This is a genomic window from Serratia sp. Nf2, from assembly GCF_003028435.1.
GTDB lineage: Bacteria > Pseudomonadota > Gammaproteobacteria > Enterobacterales > Enterobacteriaceae > Serratia > Serratia marcescens_L.
In genome coordinates, this window is sequence record NZ_PYTW01000003.1 from 238,912 (window position 1) to 262,599 (window position 23,688).

The window sequence follows — 23,688 nt, forward strand, 5'->3', positions numbered from 1 at the left end:
GCCTCCGTATCAGAACTGCAAGTGTTCTGCGCGCACAATCATCGCCAGACCGGAAGAGAGCTGCACACGTACGCCATCTTTAGCGATTTCGAGTACGGTAGCATCCATCGCGCTCTTGCCTGCTCTGACTTTGATTTCCTGGCCAATTTGCAGTTTAGAGATATCCGTGACTGGCGCATAACGCGGCTGGCTTTCCTCTTTTGCTTCACGAGGTTGGCGAGCGGGCTGTGGGCGAGTTTGTGGGCGCGGCTTGCGGTTTTCCGGCGCGGCTCCGCCTTCGCGGCGTGCAGCAGGCTTTTTACCGGCTGGGCGCGGACGGCGCGGAGCGGCATCGGCGGATTCGCCGGCGGCTTCACGTTTTTTGGCGTTTTGTTCGGCACGCTGTGCCTGAACGCGCGCTTTGGCTTCTTCAAGCTGCTGGCGAGCATGATCGACATGCTGCTGCTCCAGTTCACCGCACGGATTGCCGTCCAGATCGACGCGCTGCGCGCCAACCTTGACGCCGTACAGGTAACGCCAGCTTGAGGTGTACAGGCGCAGGGCAGAACGCAATTGCGTTTTGCTGAGATTCTCTTCCCCCTGCACGCGCTCTACCAAATCCTGAAAAATACCGATTTTCAGCGGACGAGCTTCGCCTTCGGCGCTAAAGCAGAGCGGAAAACGCTCGGCAAGAAAAGCAATGACTTCTTTACTAGAGTTCAACTTAGGTTGATTTTCCATGAAATTTCCTGATTACAACGGTATTGCCAACAAGCCACAGGCATGAACAGGCGTCATTATAATGACGCCATCGGTAATTGCCACGTTAACCGTCGATCAACTTGCCGCCACAGTCACATATTTCGCACTGTCGCACTGTTCCAGTTGCTCACAAAGCCCCGCCACCACTGCTTTCAGGCCCGCTTCGTCCTGTTCGTCGAAGCGTTGATAAACCGTGCTGTCGATATCCAAAACGCCGATCGCTCGGCCGCCAACCGCCAGCGGCAGCACGATTTCCGCGTTGCTGGCCGCATCGCAGGCGATGTGACCCGGGAACGCATGCACGTCGCCGACGCGCTGCACGCGATTTTCCGCCACCGCCGTGCCGCACACGCCCTTGCCCACCGGGATGCGCACGCAGGCGATCTTGCCCTGGAACGGCCCCAGCACCAGTTGGTCGCCCTCCATCAGATAGAAACCGACCCAGTTGACGTCATCCAGACGCTCGTTGATCAACGCGCTGGCGTTGGACAGCGCCGCGATAAAGTTGGTCTCCCCGCCGAGCAACGCGCTCAGGTCACGTTTTAATTCCGCGTAGAATTGTTCTTTTGTCATGTGATAACCATTGAAACAGTGAAGATGGCCAGAAGCCCAAAGCTTAGGCCCTATAAAATAAGCATTAAATGCGTATAGCCACAAGGTTAATCATCTGTTGCTTCACAAAACCCTGTCGCTCGGGGTATGTTTGCCGCTCAGAATCCCGGTTTACCTCGTTTTACCGTCCGGCGCCCGATCGCCAGTGACGCGGCCGGTTTATTTTTCAGCTACGCTGACAGTTCCGGCGGGCTCAAGGGCAGCGACTTGTCAAAGATGAAAATACACGCGATCACCGCCCCCCTTTCCAAAGCGCGCCACCAGCGCTGCTGCGAATGCGACCTGCTGTTCGTGCTGCCGCCGCTCAGCGGCAACCAGGCTGCCTATTGCCCGCGTTGCAACGCCAAGGTGGTGAACGGCCGCGACTGGTCGATGACGCGCCTGACCGCCATGGCGATCGCCATGCTGCTGCTGATGCCGTTCGCTTTCACCGAACCGCTGATCAGCATCCGCCTGCTCGGCACGCGCATCGACGCCAGTTTGCTGGAAGGCATCTGGCAGATGAGCCGTCAGGGCGACCCGCTCACCGCCAGCATGGTGGCGTTCTGCACCCTCGGCGCTCCGCTGACGCTGGCGCTGTCGCTGCTCTACCTGCGCTTCGGCCACGCGCTCGGCATGAACCTGCGCCCGGTGCTGCTGATGCTGGAACGGCTGAAAGAGTGGGTGATGCTGGACATCTATCTGATCGGCATGGCGGTGGCGGCGATCAAGGTGCAGGATTACGCCGATATCCAGGCGGGCAGCGCGCTGATCGCCTACCTGTCGCTCACCCTGCTCAGCATCCTGACGCTGATCCATGTCAATCTGGAGCAGCTGTGGGAGCGTTACTATCCACAGGAGCAGCCGGAAGGCCCGCCGGCGGCGTTGCATATTTGCCTGTCCTGTCACTATACCGGCTATCCCGACGCGCGCGGCCGCTGCCCGCGCTGCCACGTGCCGATGTGCCACCGCCAGCCTTACAGCCTGCAGAAAACCTGGGCGGCACTGATCGCGGCGATGATCCTGCTGATACCGGCCAACCTGCTGCCGATTTCCATCATTTACGCCAACGGCGTGCGCCTCGAAGACACCATCTTCTCCGGCGTGGTCTCGCTGGCCACCTCCGGCAACGTGCCGATCGCCGCCATCGTGTTCATCGCCAGCGTGCTGGTGCCCTTTACCAAGGTGATCGTGCTGATCACGCTGCTGTTCAGCATTCACTTTAAAACCTCGCACAGCCTGAAGACGCGCATTCGTCTGCTGCGCCTGGTCACCTGGATCGGCCGCTGGTCGATGCTGGATCTGTTCGTTATCGCCTTGATGATGTCGCTGGTAAACCGCGACCAGCTGTTATCTTTTACTATGGGACCGGCCGCGTTTTACTTTGGCTCGGCGGTCATTTTGACTATTCTTGCCGTTGAGTGGCTGGATAGCCGATTGATTTGGGATGCACATGCAACAGGAAACGCCGACTACACCGACTGAAGCGCGGGTCAAGAACAAGCGCCGCATTTCACCGTTCTGGTTACTGCCGTTCATCGCCCTGCTGATCGCCGGGTGGCTGGTCTATAACAATTTCCAGGAGCGCGGCACCACCGTCACCATTGATTTCCAATCGGCGGCGGGTATCGTCGCCGGCCGCACGCCGGTGCGCTACCAGGGCGTTGAGGTCGGCACGGTGCAGAAGATCAGCCTGAGCAAAGATCTGCGCAGCATCGTGGTGGAAGCCAGCATCAAAAGCGATCTGGAAGACTCGCTGCGCGAAGGCACCCAGTTCTGGCTGGTGACGCCCAAGGCCTCGCTGGCCGGGGTCTCCGGGCTCGATGCGCTGGTCGGCGGCAACTATATCGGCATGATGCCCGGCAGCGGCAAAGCGCAAACCCACTTCACCGCGCTTGATACCCAGCCGAAATACCGCCTGAACACTGGCGAACTGATGATTCACCTGCACGCTGACGACCTGGGCTCGCTCAACAGCGGCTCACTGGTCTACTACCGTAAAATCCCGGTCGGCAAGGTGTACGACTACACCATCAGCGAAGGCAACAAGGGCGTGACCATCGACGTGCTGATCGATCGCCGCTTCGCCAACCTGGTGAAGAGCAACAGCCGCTTCTGGAACGTCTCCGGCTTCAAGGGCGACTTCAGCCTGTCCGGCGCGACGGTTCAGATGGAGAGCCTGGCGGCGCTGGTCAACGGCGCCATCGCCTTCGATTCGCCGGCCGATGGCCAGCAGGCCAAGGGCGATCAGAGCTATGCTCTGTACCCCGATCTGGCCCACAGCCAGCGCGGCGTCAATATCCTGCTGGATCTGCCGAGCGGCAACAGCCTGAGTGAAAACCGCACGCCGCTGATGTACCAGGGGCTGCAGGTCGGCACCCTGACCAAGCTGACGTTGCAGCAGGACAGCAAAGTGGTCGGTGAACTGACCATCGATCCTTCGGTGGTCGATCTGATGCGCAGCGGCACCCGCATCGTGATGCGCAGCCCGCGCATCAGCCTCAACGACGCCAAACTCAGCCAACTGCTGACCGGCACCACGCTGGAGTTGATTCCGGGCGAAGGCGAGCCGCAGCAGCGCTTCAACGTGCTGGACAGCAGTGAAACGCTGTTACAACAGCCGGGCGTGCTGACCGTCACGCTGAATGCGCCGCAAAGCTACGGCATCGACGTCGGGCAACCGCTGGTGGTGCACGGCGTGAAAGTCGGCCAGATCCTGAGCCGCACCCTGACCGCCGGCGGCGTAGTGTTCACCGCCGCCATCGACGCCCAATATCGCGGCCTGCTGCACAAAGACAGCAAATTCGTGGTCAACAGCCGCCTCGACGTCAAACTGGGCATCGACGGCATGGAAGTGCTCGGCGCCAGCGCCCAGGAGTGGGTCGACGGCGGTGTGCGCATTATTCCCGGCAGCAAGGGGGAGCCGGGCGGCCAATACCCGCTGTACGCCAACAGCGAAAAAGCCGAGGAAGGCATCGTCGGCAATGCCCCGGCCACCACCCTGACCCTCAGCGCCACCAGCCTGCCGGACGTGCAGGCCGGCTCGGTGGTGCTGTACCGCAAATTCCAGGTGGGCGAGATCGTCAATGTCCGGCCGAAAGCCAACGAGTTTGAGGTGGACGTCTACATCAGCCCGGAATACCGCAAGCTGCTGACGCGCGAAAGCATCTTCTGGGCCGAAGGCGGCGCCAAGGTGCAGCTCAACGGCAGCGGGCTGACGGTGCAGGCTTCGCCGCTTAACCGCGCGCTGAAAGGCGCCATCAGCTTCGACAACCTGCAGGGCGTGACACTGAACAAAGGCGCCAACCGCGTGCTGTACGCCAGCGAAACCGCCGCTCGCGCGGTGGGCAGCCAAATCACGCTGAAAACCTACGACGCCAGCAAGCTGTCGGCGGGCATGCCGCTGCGCTACCTCGGCATCGACGTCGGTCAGGTGGAGTCGCTGCAGCTGGCGCCGGAACGCAACGAAGTGTTGGCCAAAGCGGTGCTGTATCCGGAATACGTGCAGACCTTCGCGCGCCTGGGCAGCCGCTTCTCGATCGTTTCGCCGGAGATCTCCGCCGCCGGTGTCAGCAACCTCGATACCCTGCTCCAGCCTTATATCAACGTGGAGCCGGGGCGCGGGCGCGAGCTGCGCACCTTCGAGTTGCAGCAGGCCAGCATCACCGACTCGCGCTATCTCGACGGCCTGAGCGTAGTGCTCGACGCCGCCGAAACCGGCTCGCTGCAGATCGGCACGCCGGTGCTGTTCCGCGGTGTGGAGGTCGGCACCATCACCGGTTTCTACCTTGGCGCCATGTCCGACCGGGTGCACGTCGCGCTGCGCATCAGCAAGAAGTATCAGCATCTGGTACGCAATAACAGCGTGTTCTGGCTGGCTTCGGGGTACAACCTGCAGTTCGGCCTGACCGGCGGCGTGATCAAGAGCGGCACCTTCCAGCAGTTCATCCGCGGCGGTATCGCCTTCGCCACGCCGCCGACCATTCCGCTGGCGCCGAAAGCGACGCCGAACAAACACTTCCTGCTGAATCCGGAAGAGCCAAAGGACTGGAAAACCTGGGGCACCGCCATTCCGCGCGATTAAATTTCGCATTTTCCTCAGGGCCCGGCATTGCCGGGCCCTGTTTTTTTCCGCTTTGTGATAAACTCTCGCCCTTGTCTTTATTGCACCCTGAGAGTTCGCCCCGTGGCCAAATCCACCGCCGTTTTTCTGCCCCCCGCTTTCCTTGACGCCACCCGCGCCATCATGCCCGCCGAGCTGGCGATGGACGATTTTATCGCCGCTTGCCAGCGCCCGCTGCGCCGCAGCCTGCGCGTCAACACGCTGAAAATCAGCGTCGCCGACTTCCTGGCGCTGGTGCAGGATTACGACTGGCGACTGGAGCCCATTCCCTGGTGCGCGGAAGGGTTCTGGATCGAGCGCGACGATGAAGAACTGCGCCTGGGCAGCGCCGCCGAACACCTGAGCGGTCTGTTCTACATTCAGGAGGCCAGTTCGATGCTGCCGGTCAGTGCGCTGTTCGCGGGCAACGCAGCGCCGACTCGGGTGCTGGACGTGGCGGCGGCGCCGGGCTCCAAAACCACCCAGATCGCCGCGTTGATGGGCAACCAGGGCGGCATCGTCGCCAACGAATACTCCGCCAGCCGGGTGAAAGTGCTGCACGCCAATATCAGCCGCTGTGGCGTGAAGAACACCGCGCTGACCCACTTTGACGGCCGGGTGTTCGGCGCCGCGCTGCCGGAGAGCTTCGACGCCATTCTGCTCGACGCCCCCTGCTCCGGCGAAGGCGTGGTACGCAAGGATCCGGACGCCATGAACAACTGGTCGCCGGACAGCGTCGCCGAGATCGCCGCCACCCAGCGCGAGCTGATCGACAGCGCGTTTCATGCGCTGGCACCGGGCGGCGTGATGGTTTATTCCACCTGCACGCTCAATGCGCAGGAAAATCAGCAGGTGGTGCATTGGCTGCTGGATACCTATGGCGACGCGGTCAGCGTCGAGCCGCTGGCAGAGCTGTTCCCCGGCGCCGACAAGGCGTTGACCGCCGAAGGCTTTCTGCACGTCTTCCCACAGATTTACGACAGTGAAGGGTTTTTCGTCGCCCGCCTGCGCAAACAGCACGCCGTAGCGCCGTTGGCGAAGCCGACCTATAAAGTCGGGAAGTTCCCGTTCAGCCCGCTGTCGGGCAAAGAGGCGGCTCTGGTCGCCCAAGCCGCCGCCGCATCCGGCTTAACCTGGGGCGATGACAGCCGGCTGTGGGAGCGCGACAAGGAGATTTGGCTGTTTCCGGCCGAGCTGGAACCGCTGTTCGGCAAGGTGCGTTTCTCGCGTATCGGCCTCAAGCTGGCGGAACGTTTCCCGAAAGGTTTCCGCTGGCAGCACGAGGCGGCGATCGCGCTGGCCGGCACCGGCGGCAAACCGCATTTCGAGCTGGACGCCACGCTGGCACAGGAGTGGTATCACGGCCGCGATCTCTACCCGGAGCAGCCGCCGGCCGGCGATGAATGCATCGTCACCTACCAGGGCCAGCCGTTGGGCATCGCCAAGCGCATCGGCAGCCGCATCAAGAACAACCTGCCGCGCGAGCTGGTGCGCGATGGCGCGCTGGACTTCCACCTGTAAACAATATCGCGCCGGGGAATGACGCTCCCCGGCGATAAAATAACGCTAATAATATTCCCATCGCCGTTCGTTATTATTCTAATCATTTCACTTTATCGGTATACCTCGCCTACAAGCCCCGTCAGCCGTGGGGTGGGAATAAAAAGTTTCTCGCTTTCATCAAGACAATTCCCGATTCTTATTCTATTAATTAAAGTGCAGCTAAATGAATACGTTCAACCCACCTCTGGGTGGTGTCTTTGCGGGCTTTCTCTCATACGGCAAGGAATATAAGATGAAAAAAACTCTGATGGCATTGACCTCGGTAGCAACCCTGCTGTGCGCCAACGGCGCGGCTAACGCAGCAGGCACCATTCAAGGCACGTTAGGCGTGACGCTAACCATCGGCGCCGGTTGCGTCGTGGGGGGCGGCAACAGCAGCGGTTCCGTCAACGACTTCGGCTCCATCAGCTTCGGCACTTACTCTTCACTGGCCAACATTATCGACGCCAGCGCCACCGGCGCAGGAGGGGCCGGTACGCTGTCATTGACCTGCACCACCGGCACAGACTACACGGTGGCGCTGGACAACGGGCTCCACGTCACTTCAGGCACCCAACGCCGCATGGCCAGCACGGCAGGCGCATTCATCAGCTATAACCTTTACCAGGATGCCGCGCGCACCACCTCCTGGGGCAGTGGTGCCAACGCGCTGACCGGCACCGGCACCGGCGCCGCCGTTCCGCTGATCGTGTATGGCCGCGTACCGGCGGCCGGTTCCACCCCGGCGGCGGACACCTATAACGATACCGTCACGATGACGGTCACCTGGTAACGGTGCGGCGCGCGCTTTGCTGCTGCGGATTATGGGCGTGCAGCCTGTTGGCGCAGGCCGACAGCAAAACGGCGACCCTTGGCGTCAGCGCGACCTTGCTCAGCGCCTGTGAAGCCGGCAGCAGCTCAGGCGGCAACGTCAGCTTCGGCACGCTGAATTTCGGCACGCTGTATTTTCTCAGCACCGCAACCAGCGTCGCCGGGCAGCAAAACGCCGGCGCCATTCGGGTGAAATGCACCAACGGCACCAGCTACAGCGTTCTGCTTGGCGGCGGGCAAAGCGGCAATACCGCTGCCCGCTACCTGCAAAGCGCGGCCGGCCAACGGGTGAATTACAACCTGTACACCAACGCCGCCCACAGCACCATTTGGGATAATCTGACGGGCGTGTCACAAACCGCCAACGGTTCGGACAACTGGCTGCCGGTCTATGGCATGATTCCGGCGCAGTCCACGCCCCCGACAGGCAGCTACACCGATACGGTACAGGTCACGATCAATTGGTAATGACGATGCGCGCTCCAATTTGCGGTTTGCTGTTCTGCCTGCCGCTTTCCCCGGCCCAAAGCGATACCGGCGTCAACGACTTGACCAAAAGCCAGCCGTTCACCGTCAATGCAACCGTGGTAAAAGGCTGCGTATTGGGCAGCGGCGTCAGTGACGTGACCACCTTCGGCACCCTGAACTTCGGCCAACTGTCCTCGCTGAGCAACGCAGTCAGCGTCGTCTCCAGCAGCGGCGCCGGTTCGGTGCTGTTTCGCTGCAACCCGGGGCTGAGCGTTACGCTGGCCTTCGGCGTCGGCAATCATGTGACCGGATCTATCGCCGGCGGCAGAAAATTACAGAACGCCGTCACGTCGGAAACGCTGCTGTATCAACTTTATCAAGACAGCAACTACGCCACCCTTTGGGGAGATGGCGCCAACGGCGGCGCGGCGCAGACCGTCGCCGCCACCGGCAGCACGCAAGAAATCAAGGTTTACGCCCGTCTGTTTTCGACCAGTACCCTGCCCACCAGTGGCGTTTACAGCGATACGGTCTTGTTGACGGTCACTTATTAAGTTTTTTGCAATAAGGATTGAGTTATGCGCATACCCTTCCGTCTGCCGTTAACGGCAGCCTTGCTCCTGGCAAGCCAGCAGCACGCCCTGGCCGCGGCTTCCATTCTTATCTGGCCAATCGATCCGGTGATTGAAGATCAACAGCAGGCTACCGCGCTGTGGCTGGAAAATCGCGACAGCAAACCGGTCTATATGCAAATTCGCGTGTTGGGTTGGCAGCAAACCGCCGGCAAAGACGATTACAGCAACCAAAGCGACGTGATCGCCAGCCCGCCGGTGGCGTCGATCGCGCCAGGCAAACGCCAGCTGATACGCCTGATCAAACAGTCGGCCCCGCCGGCGGGACAGGAGCGCGCCTACCGCATTTTGGTCGATGAAGTGCCGGTGAAAGAACAATCCTCGGATGCCGCCCCCGGCGGTGCGGAGATGGGGCTGAAATTCCAGATGCGCTACTCGGTGCCGCTGTTCGTCAGCGGCAAGGGCATTTGGACCAAGCAGGACAGCGAAAAACCGCGCGATTACGCGACCGCCAGCCAACCCCGGCTCAGCTATCGTCTACAGCAGCAAAGCAGCGAACGCTGGCTGGAGGTGCGAAATCAAGGCGCAGTGCATGCCCGTATTTCGAAAGTGACGCTGCAAGGCCGCAGCCTGAATCCCGGCCTGATGGGATATGTGCTGCCCGGTTCGCAGATGCGCTTCGCCTTGCCGCCCGCCGGCGGTTTCAGCAGCGGCAAGCTGATGGCCACGGTCAATGACAACAAACAGCCCGTAGCCATTCCGTCTTATTGAGGCCCAGGTGCAGCCGACAGGGAGGCTATCGACGCGGCGCTTGAGCCTTAAGCCGCTGGCGTTTGCCATGCTGAGCATGGCGGCCGGCGGCTGGCTGCCGTTTGCGCTCGGCGACGATCTGCCGCCGCCCCCCCGCGCCGTCAGCATGCCGGACACCACGCTGTATCTGGAGCCGGTCGTCAACGGGCGCCAAACCGGCAACGTCGTGCCCGTCAACTACCGCGGCGGCCATTACTACATGACGCCCCAGCAACTGCTCGACGCCGGGCTGCCGGTAGCGGATAAACAGGCGAAAGAAATCGCCGTCGATCGGCTGGAGAAGGTGGATGTCAGCTACAGCGGCGAGAGCCAGCAGTTGCTGATCAACGTGCCCAACGACTGGTTGCCGCAGCAAACCATCGGTGCCCATTCACCGTTGCAGCGCTTGCCGGCGCAAAGCAGCCTGGGTTTGCTTTTCAACTACGACATCTATGCCAGCCAAAGCAACGGCAATGGCCGGCCGGGCTACCTGTCGGCGTGGAGCGAGCAACGGCTGTTCGACGGATTCGGCGTCATCGCCAACACCGGCATCTACCGCAGCGGGTTTAACGGCGGGCCAAACGACGATGGCGGCCGCTATATTCGGTACGACAGCTATTGGCGTTTCAACGATGACCAGCGGATGCTGAGTGTGATCGCCGGTGACCTTACCACCGGCTCGCTCCCCTGGAGCAGCGCCGTGCGCATCGGCGGCTTGCAATTGGCGCGCAATTTCGCGGTGCGCCCGGATCTTATCACCTACCCGCTGCCGCAGTTTTCCGGCCAGGCGGCATTGCCCAGTAGCGTCGATTTATACATCAACAGCTATAAAAACAGCACCACCAACATCAATCCCGGGCCATTCACCCTCAACAGCGTGCCCTACATTAACGGCGCGGGTCAGGCCACCGTCGTCACCACTGACGCCCTCGGCCGCCAGGTCAGCACCACGGTACCGTTCTACGTGGCCAGCAACCTGCTGCAGACTGGCATGAGCGATTTCAGCATTTCCACCGGCTTGCTGCGGCGCAACTACGGCTTGAATTCTGCCGATTACGGGCAATGGGTAGGCAGCGCCAGCTTACGTTACGGCGTCACTGATTGGTTAACCCTGGAAGGACGCGCCGAAGGCGCAGCCGAATTGGCAGTCGGCGGCGGCGGCGCCGACATTCGCGTCGGGCAATGGGGGGTTCTCAACGCGTCCTACAGCGTCAGCCAGGCGGGCGACGAGGCGTTTAACGGCGGCCGGCCGATACAATCCCCCACTTATTACGACCCGCTGACCGGCAGACCGTTGCAACAGCCGGATCCCCAGCCCGTCTATCGCTACACCGGCAATCACGGCGATCAGAGCAGTTTTGGCTACACCTACAGCAACCAACGTTTCAGCCTCAACGCGCAACGCATTCTGCGCAGCGCCGATTTTGGCGACATTTCCGTGTATAAAAGCGACTACCGTCTGAGCCGTCGCACCGATCAGTTAACCGGCAGCGTCAGCCTGGGCCGGCTCGGCAGCCTCGGCGCCGGTTATTTTGACGTTCGCGACGCCATCGCCCAACGAACCCGCCTTGTGAACCTGTCCTACAGTGTGTCGCTTTGGCGCAACAGCAGCCTGTACGCCTCGCTGAACCGGGAAATCGGCAGCAGCGGTTACAGCGCCCAACTGCAGCTCTCCATTCCGTTCGACAGTTGGGGCACCGCCAGCCTCAGTGCCGCGCGCGACAGCAACAACCGCTGGAGCGAACGCGTCAGCTACAGCCGCGCCGCGCCGACCGATGGCGGTTTCGGCTGGAATCTGGCCTACGCCAACAACCCGAGCGGCGGCGATTACCGCCAGGCGGATCTGACCTGGCGCACCCGCAGGCTCGAAGCTCGAGCTGGCATATACGGCACCCGCGATGAGACCAACCACTGGGGAGAAATCAGCGGTTCGCTGGTGGCGATGAACGGCGGCGTGTACGCCACCAACACCATCAACGACGCCTTTGCGTTGGTGTCCACGCAAGGATACGCCGACATTCCGGTGAGCTATGAGAACCAGCTGATCGGCAAGACCGATGCCCAGGGCTATTTGCTGGTGCCGACCGTCACCTCTTACTACCATGCGAAATTCCAGATTGATCCGCTCAGCCTGCCCGCCGACGTCGCGCTGCCGACGGTGGAGAAAACCGTCGCCATTCGCGATCACAGCGGTTTTCTGGTTGAGTTCCCTATTCAACCCATCTCCGCCGCCGACGTCGAACTGGTTGACGAGCAAGGCAAACCGTTGGCCAACGGCAGCCAGGTGGCGGTGGTTGGCGGCAATCAACAGAGCTATGTGGGTTGGGATGGCATGACCTATATCGACCCGGTGCAACAACACAATCGCCTGAGCGTGATCCCGGCCGACGGCGGCCCGCCGTGCCAGGCGGAATTCAGCCTGACTAAGCCTCAGGGCATCCAGCGCGTCGGCCCGGTTGTCTGCCGCTAATTCAACGACGGAGAGTCATTATGTTTCGGGGATTGAAAGCCTTATTGTTAACCCTCTTGCTGCTGATCTGTCAGCGCGCATTCGCTGACTGCGCCACCACCAACGGCACCGTCACCTTACCGGGGAGCAGCTCTTTCGTGGTCTACAACGGGCAGATTAACGCCCAGGGCACTGCCGGTCTCAACTGCACCGGCCTCGGGCTCAGTTTGCTCACGCAAAACACCGTTACGGTCAAGATCGCCTCCACCACCAACAATATGGCGGTCGCCAACACCGACGGTTCCGGCGATAAAATCGCTTACCTGATCTACCCCGACGCCAACTACCAATATCCCTACAGCATCGGCCAAACCATCGACTACAGCTCGCTGAACCTGCTGTCGCTGATCCTGATTTCCTCCAACGTCAACTTTCCGCTGTATATCAAAACCACCGCCGGCGCCAACGTGCGCGCAGGCACCTATACCGACAGCATCAACCTGATCTGGAACTACCATATCTGTGGCCTGGGTCTGATCGGGCTGTGCATCTGGTGGGACGGTGTCAACCAGGCCAGCACCGTCACCGTCACCGTGGCGATCACCAAAGACTGCCTGATCGGCACCGCCCCCAACGTCAACTTTGGCAGCATGGCGTTGGTCGGGCAGTTCAATCCTGTCAATCAGAGCATCACCCTGACCTGCACCAAAACCGAGGGATACAACACCTATTTCACCAACGGCAATAACCCCGTCACCGGGTGGCGGCGGATGAAAAGCGGCACCAGCAATTTCATGCAGTACCAGATTTACTTGCCTAATACGACGACCGTTTGGGATAGCACCAACAAACAGAGCGGCGCCGGCACCGGGCTGGCGCAAAGCATCCCGTATAAGGCGGCGGTCAATGCGGCGCAGACGGAAGTGGCGGTCGGCAGCTATCAAGACAACCTCAGTTTTGTGGTGGAGTACTAGGCGTTGTGTTTTGTCGCCGTGGAAATTGTTTCCAAAATGTAATTTTTATGTGGCATTTTTTGCTCATTTGGCTATGCTCATACCGATGACCTTACTGGTCTAACCTCCTACCACACCATTGAGCAAGGAGTTCCCATGAGCAAAACCGTCGTAAAAATTGGCAGCTTCGAGGTCGATGACGCGCATCTTCACGCCGGCGCCGATCGTGCCGGCACCCTGAGCATTCCCTGCAAGTCCGATCCGGATCTGTGCATGCAGCTGGACGGCTGGGATGAACACACCAGTATTCCGGCGATCCTCGACGGCAAGCAGTCGCTGCTGTACAAGCAGCACTACGACCGGCAGTCGGACGCCTGGGTGATGCGGCTGGCATGAAAATGCAACAGAACTGCTGACGACGCGCTGTTTTCATCGGAAACAGCGCGTTTTTTTATGCGATGGCGATACCGCGGCCGGCAAAGAAAGGGGCGAAGCGGCTGAGCGGCAACTGTACCCGTTCGCGCGTCGCAGGGCTGTCGCCCGAAGGGTTGTGGAAGGTCACGCTGTGCGCATCGGCGGCGGTGATCAGCACCAGATGCCCACCCCGCTGCGGCGGCAGGCTCTCGGGCCGGCGAATGGAGGGATGCACCGAGGCGATAAAGTAACGGTATTCGCTGAGCAGCGCCGGCACGTCAGCGGCCTCCAGCCCCACCTTCACCTCCGCTTGCAGCGCAAATTGTTCGCGCACGTACTCGACGAACGGCGCGTAAATCAGCCCTTTGATTCGCTCCCCCTCGCGCACATAGGCGCCGTAAGGCAGGCTGCGCCGCGCCAGCTCCAGCAGCGGCGGCGCTTCGCCGTCGCGGTGGCTCAGCACCATTTTCAGGCAGGCCATGCCGCACACGTGGTTGGCCCACTCGGCGTACTCCGCCCGATCGCGGGCGCCGCTGCGCGCCCAATTCTCGTCTTGCGCCAGCGTCGCGCGGCCGGCGATCAGATCGGCGGCCAGCTCCGGGCTTGCCCACTGGCATTCGTAGGGAACGGCGCGCATCCGTTTAGAACTTGTCGACGACGTTGAAATTCATCAGCACCAGCGTCATGTCCGGCGAAAACAGGTCATACTCTTCGAAGAAGCGCTGCAGCTCTTTGCGCCAATGCGCCAGCGAACGATCGCCTTCGCCTTCGGCAAAGGCGTGCGCTTCATCGACCTGATCGTAAGTTTTCATTTCCACCGCGGTCAGTTCAACCGCGCAGACCGGTTCACCTTTACCGTCCACCACCAGGAACAGATCGCCGGCCTGCGGGATCCCTTCGCCGTCCAGGTTGGAACAGGTGGCCGTTTTGGTGCCATTGAGGATCAATTGCACCACTTCATCGGCCTGCTGCTCGGTATCGCCGAACGCCCAGCGCTCAAGGTGTTCGTATTTCTGTGGAATTGCCGTCGCCATGATTATACCTTTAGGAAAAATGCATCAATGCAGACAGGATAGTACAACGTATTGCCGGCCGTCTGCATCCGTCGCAAGCGCGACTGCGCGTTTGGCCACCGCCGCCTTTACGCGTTTTTACCGTTCTTCGCTGTGCCGGCCGCGCTGCCGGGCGCATACTGTGGACATTATTCACCCAATGGCAACCGCCAGGCGGCAACATGCGGCAAAACGACATCGATGCTGACGATACCTTCAGCGATTTACTCAACGGCGTTGCCCTGGTGACGCTTTTCCTCATCGCCCTCGTCGGCGGGTGGTACTTCAGTTAAGGGGGCAACGTGGCAACAAAACGCATGGGCAACAAACTCAGTAAAATGGTGGTGGTGCTGCTGCTGATCTGCCTGGCGTTGCTGCTGTTGCGTTGGGCGGCGATCGCCTTCGGTTAATCTCGCGAAACGACGCCGGCCAAGCGCCGGCGCCCTGTTCACCGCCGCCGCGGCGCGGTCGGCTCCAACAACTCCCGCAAATAGGCCAAACGCGCCTCCCCCTGCGGTAACCAGCGGCGGCACAGCCAATGCTGCGTTTCACCCGTGCGGCTCAGGCGGTAGTACTCCGCCAAGGTTTCGACCCAGTTCATGATGTTTTCTCCTGCTTTTCGACACTGCAAGTATTGAGCGTAAAAACCAGAAGAAATACTGATGGCTTGTTTTTTATGCTTCCTGTTTTGGGCAGCCGGTAGCGAAGCCGCAGTTCAGCTGCTACATTGGGCAAAAATCAACCAGCCGAGGTAGGCCATGACGTTCTCGGAACAGGAGATTAAACCCGTATGGGATGAGGTCGCACGCCTGATCGGCGACGGCGTGATGCAGCTGCGCCATCGTGGCGAAGCGCTGTCTGTGGAAACGCTGGAAAAACATCTGGCGCGGCAGTTGGCGGACAGCAACGATATCGAACGGCGCATCCTGCTCGGCGCCGCCATCAACATGCTGAAAGGCGGAAAATGAATCGCCAACCGAAAAGGTTGGCGATCCGACAGAAGCCCGAGGTATGCAAGCCCGGCCTTCTGCGCGCTACTATGTCACGCTAATATGACGTAATTAATAGGAATTGTCGGGTTTTTACCCCAAACGCCCTATTTTTGTTGCCTGCATTACGCCAGCGCGAAATCGCCGGCATCCAGCGGCTGCCCCACCACTTTCACCAGAAAATCGCTGCCGCCAAAGGCGCCGCCCAGATTGATCGCCACGTCGCTCACGTGATTTTGCGCGTCATAGCTCAGCATCGCTTCACCCGCCTTGCCGCTGAACTGATCGACGAAGCGAATGCCGTCGGCGCTGCCGGTGTTGAACAGCGTCAGATCAATCTTGTCTTCACCGCGCACGAAGTCGCGGATCCAATCCGGCGCCGCCGCCGTCGACTCATCCGCCGCGAAATAGACGAAGGTGTCCTTGCCGGTGCCGCCCCACAGCTGATCCGCCCCTTTACCACCGTACAGCACATCATCGCCCGCGCCGCCCTTGAGCACGTTATCGGCGGCGTTGCCCACCAGCACATCGTTGCCCGATCCGCCGATGGCGTTTTCAATCGTCACGCCCGCGGCGATAGACACGTTGCCTTTCAGGCCGCCAACGTCCGAGAACGCTTTTTCATTCAGGTTGATGCGCTGATTCTGGCTGAAGCCGGAGAAGTCGAAGGTGTCGTTACCGCCGGCATCCCAGGCGGTGAAGACAATCTTGTCCTGCGCGCCGGTGGCGGTGAGGAAGTCGCGATCGGTATTGGAATTGAAACCGTAGATCGTATCGCCGGTGCGGGTATTCATGTTGGCGCCGTAGAAGTGCTGGATCGCCGTGATGTCGTTGAGCAGCGGCCCGGAAGAGTAAGCGCCTTTAAAGTCCTGCCCGGTGTTGCTTTCGCTGAAATAGCTCATCACGCTGTGGGCGCGGCTGTCCTCGAAATAGGTCGCATCCTTGCCGTAGGTGATACTGACGCCCGGCGCGGCGTTATAGTCGCCCGGATGCTGCAGCCCCAGCGCATGACCGATTTCATGGGTGAAGGTCTGGCGACCGTACTCATTCTCATGGATCTGGTTGTTGACGAAGGTGTGGTTCTTGGCGTTATACCAGGTTTGCCCGGCAACCGAAGGCGAGGTGTCCGGGTTATACGCAAAAGCATAGGAGCCGCGCGAGCTGTAGTCGAACAGGCCGAATTTGATATTGGCGGCGGCGGTGTTGCTGGTTTCGGTAAAGGTGATATTGGCCACGTCGGACCATGACTGTAACGACAGTTTGGCCTGCTCGCGCTGTTCGGCGTTAAAGCTGCTGAAGCCGCTGATGCCCATGCTCGACATGTTGCTCGGCGCCTGTTCCCAGAAGCTGAAGGTCAGGGAGACCGGCGTGTCGGTCACACCCTTATCGTGCCAACTGCGATCGCCGCGCACCAGCTCCAGGCCGGCGTTTTCGAACGTTTTCGACGGGTGAAGCACGGTAATGGTGTCGTCTTCATTGGGTTTATAAGCGCCCAGCAGGGCTAATACGCCTTCGGCCTTAACGGAAGCATTGCTTGATGACATAACCTTATCTCCATATTCGTCAATTCAATCGGGGGGATGCCCCAACTGGCGGATTGCCTGAACGGCAGCGGCCCGGTGTTGAATCAATACGGGGATATCGGTAATGCGGTGGCGCCTTCCCTCGGCACTCGGAATGAGAACGATAATCCCTTAAGAGAAAAGAATAGACACATTTTCGCCGAGTACAGAATTTTCTTAGATAAAGTACGACTATGCATTTGCGCCATACGAATGATTTTCAAGGTAATCATCAGCATTATCACGATAAGCGGAAAAAACGCATAAAAAAACCGGGGCAATCCAACCCCGGCTATCCATAAGAAATTCTGGACTCAGACTAACCAACCGAGCAGCAGCGTCGCGCCGATGACCGTGGAAGCGCCGCCGATGCGCGTGGCGATTTGGGCGAACGGCATCAGCCCCATGCGGTTCGACGCCGACAGGATCGCCACGTCACCGGTGCCGCCCAGGCCACTGTGACAACAGGTGACGATCGCCGCTTCCACCGGGAACATCTTCAGGTAAGGCGCAATCAGGAAACTGACCAGCCCCATCGACAGCACCACCGAGCCGCAGACCACCACATAACCGACCGAAAACACCGCCACCACGCTTTCCAGCGGCACGTACAGCATGCCCAGACCGATCATCAGCGGCCACACCAGCGCGGTGGAGACGAACTTGTAGAAACTGTGCGCGCCGGTTTCCATCGAGGCCGGGATCACCCGGCAGTACTTGCACAGAACCGCAAACAGGATCATCAGCACCGGGCCGGGAATATGCACGATGTGTTCGAACAGGCCGCCGACGATAAAGAAGGCGCAGATCACCAGCAGCCCGCCGCCCATCAGTTGGAAATCGACGTTGCCGCTTTGCTCCTTGATGGCGAACATCGCGTTCTCCTGCGCCGAGCGGATCAGCATGCCGTCGCCGCTCAGCGCCTTGCGCTGCATGCCGATGCGCGCCAGCACCCCGGCGGTCACGATGGCGAAGATATTGCCCAGCACCGCCGCCGGCGCCAGCTGCGCGACGTAGACGTCCGGCGTCGCTCCCAGGATCGCCGAATAGGCCAGCGACAGCGGTAAAATCCCCTCGCCGATGCCGCCGCCGATAATCGGCACGATGATGAAGAAGAAGGTGTGATAGAAGGTAAAACCGAACAGCTTGCCCACCAGCAACCCGGTGATCACCGCCGTCACCGTACCGACCACCAAGGGCACGAACATGCGAATCATCCCCTGGATCAGGATCACCCGGTTCATGCCGAGAATGCTGCCGACCACCAGACTGGCGATGACGAAATACAACAGGTTGGCGTCTTTCATCAGCAAATGAACCGTGCCCATGACGTTGGGCTGGAAGACATTGAAATAGACCAGCACCGACGGCACCATCAAACACAGAATGGCCGGCCCGCCGATATCGCACAGCACGGGAATGCTTTTTCCCAACTGCGCCAGCGCAAAGCCCAGCGTCATTATCACCGCCAGGCCGCCGATCATATTCTTCGGCAGGAAGTTGGCATAGGCGGAAATCGCCACGATCGCGCAAATCGTGATAAACAACGCGATCGGCACCGCACCGATATCTATTTGACGAAGTTGATTAATTAATCCTGAGGATTCGGACGATGCCGTATTTTTATCACAGGCCAGTTCTGCATTTATCTGTTTCATTATTCACCCTGCTGACAAGCGTACAGTACGGTTAGATTCACCTGGCGCAACAACCTTGCCATAGCCAAGCAAAAACAAATGATTACGAAAAATCCTATTGTGGATTTCGCTTTTTCTAATAAGAAATAAAACAGTAGACAGCCCTGACAATATGATAAAAAATAAAAATGCAAAACTAAATTACACCGGCGCAATTCAATATTGTGAGCCTCCGCCAAGGTTAGTTTTAATTAATTATCGTCAGCATTTTGTAATTAAAGTAATCGGGTTTAAATTCGCTGCTATGCTATAGGAGGGCGAAAAAGCCCCCTGTTTTATTAATAAAGAACCGGAAACGCATTAGCTGAATCCGGTCAGCTTGATCCGAACCTTAATCCTGCGCGCGGCACCGCACGGGAAAGAGGCATAATATGACTCATAAGGAAGTAGAATATGTCTTCACGCGCTGTTACCCCACAAACTCTCGCTCGCTACGGCATCCATCAGGCCGCCGATATCGTCTATAACCCCAGCTATGAATTGCTGTTCGCCGAAGAGACCCGCGCCGACCTGCCGCCGCTGGAACGCGGCACCCTCACCCAACTGGGCGCGGTCAACGTCGCGACCGGTGAATTCACCGGCCGTTCGCCGAAGGACAAATACATCGTGCGCGACGACACCACGCGCGATACCGTCTGGTGGTCGGACAACGGCACCGGCAAAAACGACAACCAGCCGCTCTCCCCGGAAGTCTGGCAGCATCTGAAAACGTTGGTGGGCAACCAGCTCTCCGGCAAACGTCTGTTCGTGGTGGACGCGTTCTGCGGCGCCAACGCCGACACGCGCCTGAAAGTGCGCTTCATCACCGAGGTGGCCTGGCAGGCGCACTTCGTGAAAAACATGTTTATTCGCCCGAGCGACGCCGAGCTGGCGGACTTTGAGCCGGACTTCGTGGTAATGAACGGCGCCAAATGCACCAACCCGGACTGGCAACAGCAAGGGCTGCATTCGGAGAACTTCGTCGCCTTCAACCTGACGGAACGCATGCAGCTGATCGGCGGCACCTGGTACGGCGGCGAGATGAAGAAAGGCCTGTTCTCGGTCATGAACTATCTGCTGCCGCTGAAGGGCATCGCCTCGATGCACTGCTCGGCCAACGTCGGCGAGCAAGGCGACGTGGCGGTGTTCTTCGGCCTGTCCGGCACCGGCAAAACCACCCTCTCCACCGATCCGAAGCGCCAGCTGATCGGCGATGACGAGCACGGCTGGGACGACGATGGCGTGTTCAACTTCGAAGGCGGCTGCTACGCCAAGACCATCAAGCTGTCGCCGCAGGCGGAGCCGGAAATCTATCAGGCAATCCGCCGCGATGCGCTGCTGGAAAACGTCACCGTGCTGGCCGACGGCAGCATCGACTTCGACGACGCCAGCAAAACCGAGAACACCCGCGTCTCCTACCCGATTTATCACATCGAGAACATCGTCAAACCGGTGTCCAAAGCCGGCCATGCGCGCAAGATCATCTTCCTGACCGCCGATGCCTTCGGCGTACTGCCGCCGGTATCGCGCCTGACGCCTGAGCAGACCCAGTACCACTTCCTGTCCGGCTTCACCGCCAAGCTGGCCGGCACCGAGCGCGGCATCACCGCGCCGACGCCGACCTTCTCCGCCTGCTTCGGCGCCGCGTTCCTGACGCTGCATCCGACGCAGTACGCCGAAGTGCTGGTGAAACGCATGGAGGCCGCCGGCGCCCAGGCTTACCTGGTCAACACCGGCTGGAACGGCAGCGGCAAACGTATTTCGATCAAGGATACGCGCGGCATTATCGATGCCATTCTGAATGGCGACATTGAGCAGGCCGAGACCTTCACGCTGCCAATCTTCGGGCTAGACGTGCCGACCGCGCTGCCGGGCGTCGATCCGTCGATTCTCGATCCGCGCAAAACTTACGCCGACGAATCGCTGTGGCAGGAGAAGGCGCAGGATCTGGCGCAGCGCTTTATCGATAACTTCGCCAAATATACCGTCACCCCGGCGGGTGAAAAACTGGTGAACGCCGGGCCTAAACTGTAAAACAATCAGGGCGCCGCGGCGCCCTTCATACCTCTCTGCAAGGGCCGAACCCTCGGCCCTTGCCTCACGCCGCCGACGGCACGAAAACGCCGCGAAAGCGCATGTTGCCAGAAGCGAGCCGCTCATAAGCCTCCGTGGCTTGATCCAGCGTGAAAGTCTCGACCATCGGCTTCACTTTGCCTTTCGCCGCCAGGTTCAGCACTTCACTCAGGTATTGCTGCCCGCCATGGGTGGAGCCGATCACCCGCTGACGCATCATATGGAACGGCACACCTTCGGAAGAGATCGCGAACGGTTTGCTGAAATCCAGCCCGCACAACACGACGCGACCATCGACCCGCAAGCCACTCATCGCCTCCTGTGCGGAGTCAAAGTCATTGGTGGTCACCAGCAGGATGTCCGCGCCGCCGCTCTCCCGAAGCGCCTGGCCGGAAACGAAGATGCGATCGGCGCCCAGTTGCTTCGCCAGCGCATGTTTGTCCGGTGAATGGGTGATCGCCACCGTGTCGAAACCACAGGCTTTGGAGAGCTGCAACGCGACATGTCCCAGCCCGCCGATGCCCAACACCGCGACCGTTTCATGCGGTTGTGGCGCAGCATCACGCAGCCCGCTCCAGGTGGTATAGCCTGCGCACATCATCGGTGCGGCATCGATGTAGGACAACCCATCCGGCAATAACACCGTGCCTTCGGCGGCGATGGCGATATATTCGGCGTGACCGCCCTGGGCAGAAAAACCGGTGGTGCGCGGTGCCGGGCAGTTCATCGCCGTTTGCCCGGTCAGCGGCCGGCTCTCGCGGCAATACGGGCAACGGCCGCAGGACGATTGTACCCAGGTGGTGCCGACGCGATCGCCAATCTGCCGCGTATGCACGCCGGCGCCCACCTCAACCACTTCCCCTACCACTTCATGACCGGGCGTTTGCGGGTAAATATCGCCGCCATATCCTTGCGTCGCCCATACGTCGGTATAGCACATGCCCGAGGCGTGCACTTTGACCAGAACCTGACCCGGCTCCGCACGGGGCATCGGCACCAGCTTAACTTCCCAGGGCCGGTTGGCGCCGGTCATAACCACCGCTTTCATCTTCTTTTCCATCATCAACGCCTCGCTGCATTGTGGCGCCCGGCGATTGCCCGGCGTCTCCTCATGAGCGTAAGGCAGGCTCTACGCCACAACAATGCAGGCAAACCTCACTGTAGAGATGAATACGGCTCACTAATAGGCGCAGCCAAAAGCAGAACGCGCACGCATCAGGACTGCGCCGCGCGCAAATACCCGATCAACGCCTTCAGCGCGCCCGAAACGTGGCGATGGCCGGAGTAGTAGAGGCACAATCCCGGATAAGCCGGACACCATGCGTCCAGCGCACGCTCCAGGCGCCCGTCGTGCAGCGCTTCAAGCGCCAAATGTTCAGGCACGAAAGCAATACCGATACCGTCAATGGCGGCGTCCACCATCAGAGGCTGATCGGTCAGCGTGAGCGAGCCGGTCACGCCGATCGACTCGCTCACACCATCGCGTTCGAATTCCCAGCGGTAAATCGTGCCGCTGTCGAAGCGAAAGCGGATGCAGTTATGGTGCAGCAGATCCTGTGGCGTTGCCGGGCGGCCGCGGGCAGCAAAATAGCCAGGCGCGGCAATGACGACGAAACGCACAGGCGGGCTGACGCGCATCGCGATCATGTCCTGAGGCACGGCTTCCGCCAGCCGGATGCCGGCATCAAACCCCTCGGCAACGATATCGCTCAGCTTCCCGTCGCAGACGATGTCCAGATGGATATGGGGGTGTTCGCGCAGGAAACCGGCCAGCAACGGACGCAACACCAGCCTGACCGCGCCTTCGCTGGCATTGATGCGCACCGTGCCGCTGGGCGTGGCGCGCCATTCATCCACTTCGTGCAACGCTTGCGAAATGGACGACAGCGCCGGACGCAGCTGTTCCGCCAGGCGCTTACCTGCTTCGGTCGGCGCCACGCTCCGCGTGGTGCGGTTGAGCAGCCTGACGCCGAGCCGTCGCTCCAGAGCCTTTATCGAGTGGCTGACCGCCGACGGCGTCACTTCCAGTTCCACCGCCGCCGCGTGAAAGCTGCGATGGGTGGCGACGGCCAGAAAAACGGTCAAGGCGAACAGATCGCCCTGTTTGAACGGGTAAGCAGCATTCATGGGGGCATCGCAAAATAGTGACATAAATTGAACAATCAACATGCCACAGATGAATGCGGCTCACAATGCGGCGCAATCCACGTTTTCCCCGAGCAGCAAACCCGGCATGACCAGCGCCACCGCCGCCGCGATGCGCTCGTCGATCGCGCTGCCCGGCGGCAACAGCCCCAGCGTCATCTGCCGCAGCGGTTCGGCGATGGTCATCGCCAACAAGAGATCGCTGGTTTGCGCCCAGTCTCGCTCACGCAGCCACCCGCACTGCCGCTGGCGCTGCAGCCAGTCCGCTACCGTCGCCCGGCCGCGCTGAATGCCGTTGCGCTGATAGCTGTCCAGCAGCCCCTCGCGCCCCGGAAACTCGCTTTGCAGCAGCCGAAACATGCCCACCGCTTCGGCGCTCAGTACCTGCTGCGCGATGGCCTTCAGCCCTTTTTCCAACAGTGGCGCCACCGCCGCCCGCTGCCCGGCATCCTGGGCGAAGGCCGGCTGAAACGCCTCGGTCCAGCCGCTTACCGCCTGCGCTACCAGCTCATCACGGTTGGCGGCAAAGCGATACAGGGTTTTTTTAGCCACCCCGGCGCGTTTCGCCACCGCATCCACCGTTGCTGCGGCATAGCCGCCGTCGAGCAGCAGCGCCAACGTCGCCTGGACCAGCGCCGCGCGCAGCGCCGTTTCCGGTGTGGCCGGCCGGCCGCGCGCGCGCAGCGGTTCTTCATTCGGGTTCGCCATATTTATTCCTCACAAGCGTTGACAGACTCAG

General features: G+C 60.4%; 23 protein-coding genes. 13 read left to right on the forward strand and 10 right to left on the reverse strand.

Annotated elements, in window-relative coordinates; genetic code table 11:
• Nucleotides 1–9: 9 nt before the first annotated feature.
• Complete coding sequence (gene proQ, locus C9411_RS08930) at nucleotides 10–720, reverse strand: RNA chaperone ProQ (protein ID WP_063989661.1); 711 nt, start codon at nucleotides 718–720, stop codon at nucleotides 10–12.
• 96 nt (nucleotides 721–816) lie between these two features.
• Complete coding sequence (locus C9411_RS08935) at nucleotides 817–1,314, reverse strand: GAF domain-containing protein (protein ID WP_019454877.1); 498 nt, start codon at nucleotides 1,312–1,314, stop codon at nucleotides 817–819.
• A 255-nt stretch (nucleotides 1,315–1,569) separates the two neighbouring features.
• On the opposite strand from C9411_RS08935, the gene yebS reads away from it, so the two are divergent.
• The 10 genes from yebS to C9411_RS08985 all read left to right on the forward strand — a co-directional run bounded on the left by yebS (nucleotide 1,570) and on the right by C9411_RS08985 (nucleotide 13,434).
• A complete protein-coding gene (yebS, locus tag C9411_RS08940; RefSeq protein ID WP_063990337.1) occupies nucleotides 1,570–2,817 on the forward strand; it encodes a membrane integrity lipid transport subunit YebS in 1,248 nt (415 codons plus the stop codon).
• The gene (locus tag C9411_RS08945; protein WP_063989660.1) at nucleotides 2,786–5,416 is read left to right on the forward strand and encodes a PqiB family protein; all 2,631 of its coding nucleotides are present in this window, start codon (nucleotides 2,786–2,788) and stop codon (nucleotides 5,414–5,416) included. The genes yebS and C9411_RS08945 overlap by 32 nt, the downstream gene beginning before the upstream one ends.
• A 102-nt stretch (nucleotides 5,417–5,518) precedes the next feature.
• Nucleotides 5,519–6,955 (forward strand): 16S rRNA (cytosine(1407)-C(5))-methyltransferase RsmF, encoded by a 1,437-nt coding sequence (rsmF, locus tag C9411_RS08950; RefSeq protein WP_107226899.1) that lies wholly within the window; start codon nucleotides 5,519–5,521, stop codon nucleotides 6,953–6,955.
• 274 nt (nucleotides 6,956–7,229) lie between these two features.
• Entirely contained in the window at nucleotides 7,230–7,769 is a 540-nt protein-coding gene (locus tag C9411_RS08955; protein ID WP_063989658.1) for a spore coat U domain-containing protein, read from the forward strand.
• 2 nt (nucleotides 7,770–7,771) lie between these two features.
• Nucleotides 7,772–8,275, forward strand: a complete 504-nt coding sequence (locus C9411_RS08960) for a spore coat U domain-containing protein (RefSeq protein WP_025302583.1) — start codon at nucleotides 7,772–7,774, stop codon at nucleotides 8,273–8,275.
• Nucleotides 8,275–8,829 (forward strand): spore coat U domain-containing protein, encoded by a 555-nt coding sequence (locus C9411_RS08965; RefSeq protein WP_063989657.1) that lies wholly within the window; start codon nucleotides 8,275–8,277, stop codon nucleotides 8,827–8,829. The genes C9411_RS08960 and C9411_RS08965 overlap by 1 nt, the downstream gene beginning before the upstream one ends.
• Before the next feature lie 24 nt (nucleotides 8,830–8,853).
• Nucleotides 8,854–9,618, forward strand: a complete 765-nt coding sequence (locus C9411_RS08970; RefSeq protein WP_107226900.1) for a molecular chaperone — start codon at nucleotides 8,854–8,856, stop codon at nucleotides 9,616–9,618.
• A 67-nt stretch (nucleotides 9,619–9,685) separates the two neighbouring features.
• The gene (locus C9411_RS08975; RefSeq protein ID WP_199200122.1) at nucleotides 9,686–12,106 is read left to right on the forward strand and encodes a fimbria/pilus outer membrane usher protein; all 2,421 of its coding nucleotides are present in this window, start codon (nucleotides 9,686–9,688) and stop codon (nucleotides 12,104–12,106) included.
• A gap of 20 nt (nucleotides 12,107–12,126) precedes the next feature.
• Nucleotides 12,127–13,059, forward strand: coding sequence for a spore coat protein U domain-containing protein (locus C9411_RS08980; protein ID WP_063989655.1), 933 nt, complete (start codon nucleotides 12,127–12,129; stop codon nucleotides 13,057–13,059).
• A gap of 135 nt (nucleotides 13,060–13,194) precedes the next feature.
• Complete coding sequence (locus C9411_RS08985; protein WP_063989654.1) at nucleotides 13,195–13,434, forward strand: DUF1480 family protein; 240 nt, start codon at nucleotides 13,195–13,197, stop codon at nucleotides 13,432–13,434.
• A gap of 55 nt (nucleotides 13,435–13,489) precedes the next feature.
• Here C9411_RS08985 and C9411_RS08990 read toward each other — a convergent pair whose 3' ends face one another.
• Together C9411_RS08990 and C9411_RS08995 are read right to left on the reverse strand one after the other, a co-directional pair.
• Entirely contained in the window at nucleotides 13,490–14,089 is a 600-nt protein-coding gene (locus tag C9411_RS08990) for a C39 family peptidase (RefSeq protein WP_107226901.1), read from the reverse strand.
• A 4-nt stretch (nucleotides 14,090–14,093) separates the two neighbouring features.
• Nucleotides 14,094–14,486, reverse strand: a complete 393-nt coding sequence (locus tag C9411_RS08995; protein WP_049295454.1) for an ASCH domain-containing protein — start codon at nucleotides 14,484–14,486, stop codon at nucleotides 14,094–14,096.
• 335 nt (nucleotides 14,487–14,821) lie between these two features.
• On the opposite strand from C9411_RS08995, the gene yniD reads away from it, so the two are divergent.
• A complete protein-coding gene (gene yniD, locus C9411_RS25980; RefSeq protein WP_016928013.1) occupies nucleotides 14,822–14,914 on the forward strand; it encodes a small membrane protein YniD in 93 nt (30 codons plus the stop codon).
• A 38-nt stretch (nucleotides 14,915–14,952) separates the two neighbouring features.
• Here yniD and C9411_RS25815 read toward each other — a convergent pair whose 3' ends face one another.
• On the reverse strand, nucleotides 14,953–15,105 hold the full coding sequence (locus C9411_RS25815; protein ID WP_164070495.1) for a hypothetical protein: 153 nt from the start codon (nucleotides 15,103–15,105) through the stop codon (nucleotides 14,953–14,955).
• A gap of 157 nt (nucleotides 15,106–15,262) precedes the next feature.
• Between C9411_RS25815 and C9411_RS09000 the strand changes: the two genes are divergently transcribed.
• The gene (locus C9411_RS09000; RefSeq protein ID WP_004931526.1) at nucleotides 15,263–15,472 is read left to right on the forward strand and encodes a hypothetical protein; all 210 of its coding nucleotides are present in this window, start codon (nucleotides 15,263–15,265) and stop codon (nucleotides 15,470–15,472) included.
• Between the two features lie 146 nt (nucleotides 15,473–15,618).
• Here C9411_RS09000 and C9411_RS09005 read toward each other — a convergent pair whose 3' ends face one another.
• On the reverse strand, nucleotides 15,619–17,037 hold the full coding sequence (locus tag C9411_RS09005) for a serralysin family metalloprotease (RefSeq protein ID WP_107226902.1): 1,419 nt from the start codon (nucleotides 17,035–17,037) through the stop codon (nucleotides 15,619–15,621).
• A gap of 332 nt (nucleotides 17,038–17,369) precedes the next feature.
• Nucleotides 17,370–18,713, reverse strand: coding sequence for a 2-hydroxycarboxylate transporter family protein (locus C9411_RS09015; RefSeq protein ID WP_107226904.1), 1,344 nt, complete (start codon nucleotides 18,711–18,713; stop codon nucleotides 17,370–17,372).
• A 432-nt stretch (nucleotides 18,714–19,145) separates the two neighbouring features.
• Here C9411_RS09015 and pckA point away from each other — a divergent pair, with 432 nt between their 5' ends.
• Nucleotides 19,146–20,765: a phosphoenolpyruvate carboxykinase (ATP) gene (gene pckA / locus C9411_RS09020; protein WP_107226905.1), complete on the forward strand. Its 1,620-nt coding sequence runs from the start codon at nucleotides 19,146–19,148 to the stop codon at nucleotides 20,763–20,765.
• A 64-nt stretch (nucleotides 20,766–20,829) separates the two neighbouring features.
• On the opposite strand, the gene C9411_RS09025 is transcribed toward pckA, so the two are convergent.
• The 3 genes from C9411_RS09025 to C9411_RS09035 all read right to left on the reverse strand — a co-directional run bounded on the left by C9411_RS09025 (nucleotide 20,830) and on the right by C9411_RS09035 (nucleotide 23,657).
• Complete coding sequence (locus tag C9411_RS09025; RefSeq protein WP_107226999.1) at nucleotides 20,830–21,852, reverse strand: alcohol dehydrogenase catalytic domain-containing protein; 1,023 nt, start codon at nucleotides 21,850–21,852, stop codon at nucleotides 20,830–20,832.
• Between the two features lie 167 nt (nucleotides 21,853–22,019).
• Nucleotides 22,020–22,931: a LysR family transcriptional regulator gene (locus C9411_RS09030; RefSeq protein WP_107226906.1), complete on the reverse strand. Its 912-nt coding sequence runs from the start codon at nucleotides 22,929–22,931 to the stop codon at nucleotides 22,020–22,022.
• Between the two features lie 60 nt (nucleotides 22,932–22,991).
• Nucleotides 22,992–23,657, reverse strand: a complete 666-nt coding sequence (locus C9411_RS09035) for a TetR/AcrR family transcriptional regulator (protein WP_107226907.1) — start codon at nucleotides 23,655–23,657, stop codon at nucleotides 22,992–22,994.
• Between the last annotated feature and the right edge of the window lie 31 nt (nucleotides 23,658–23,688).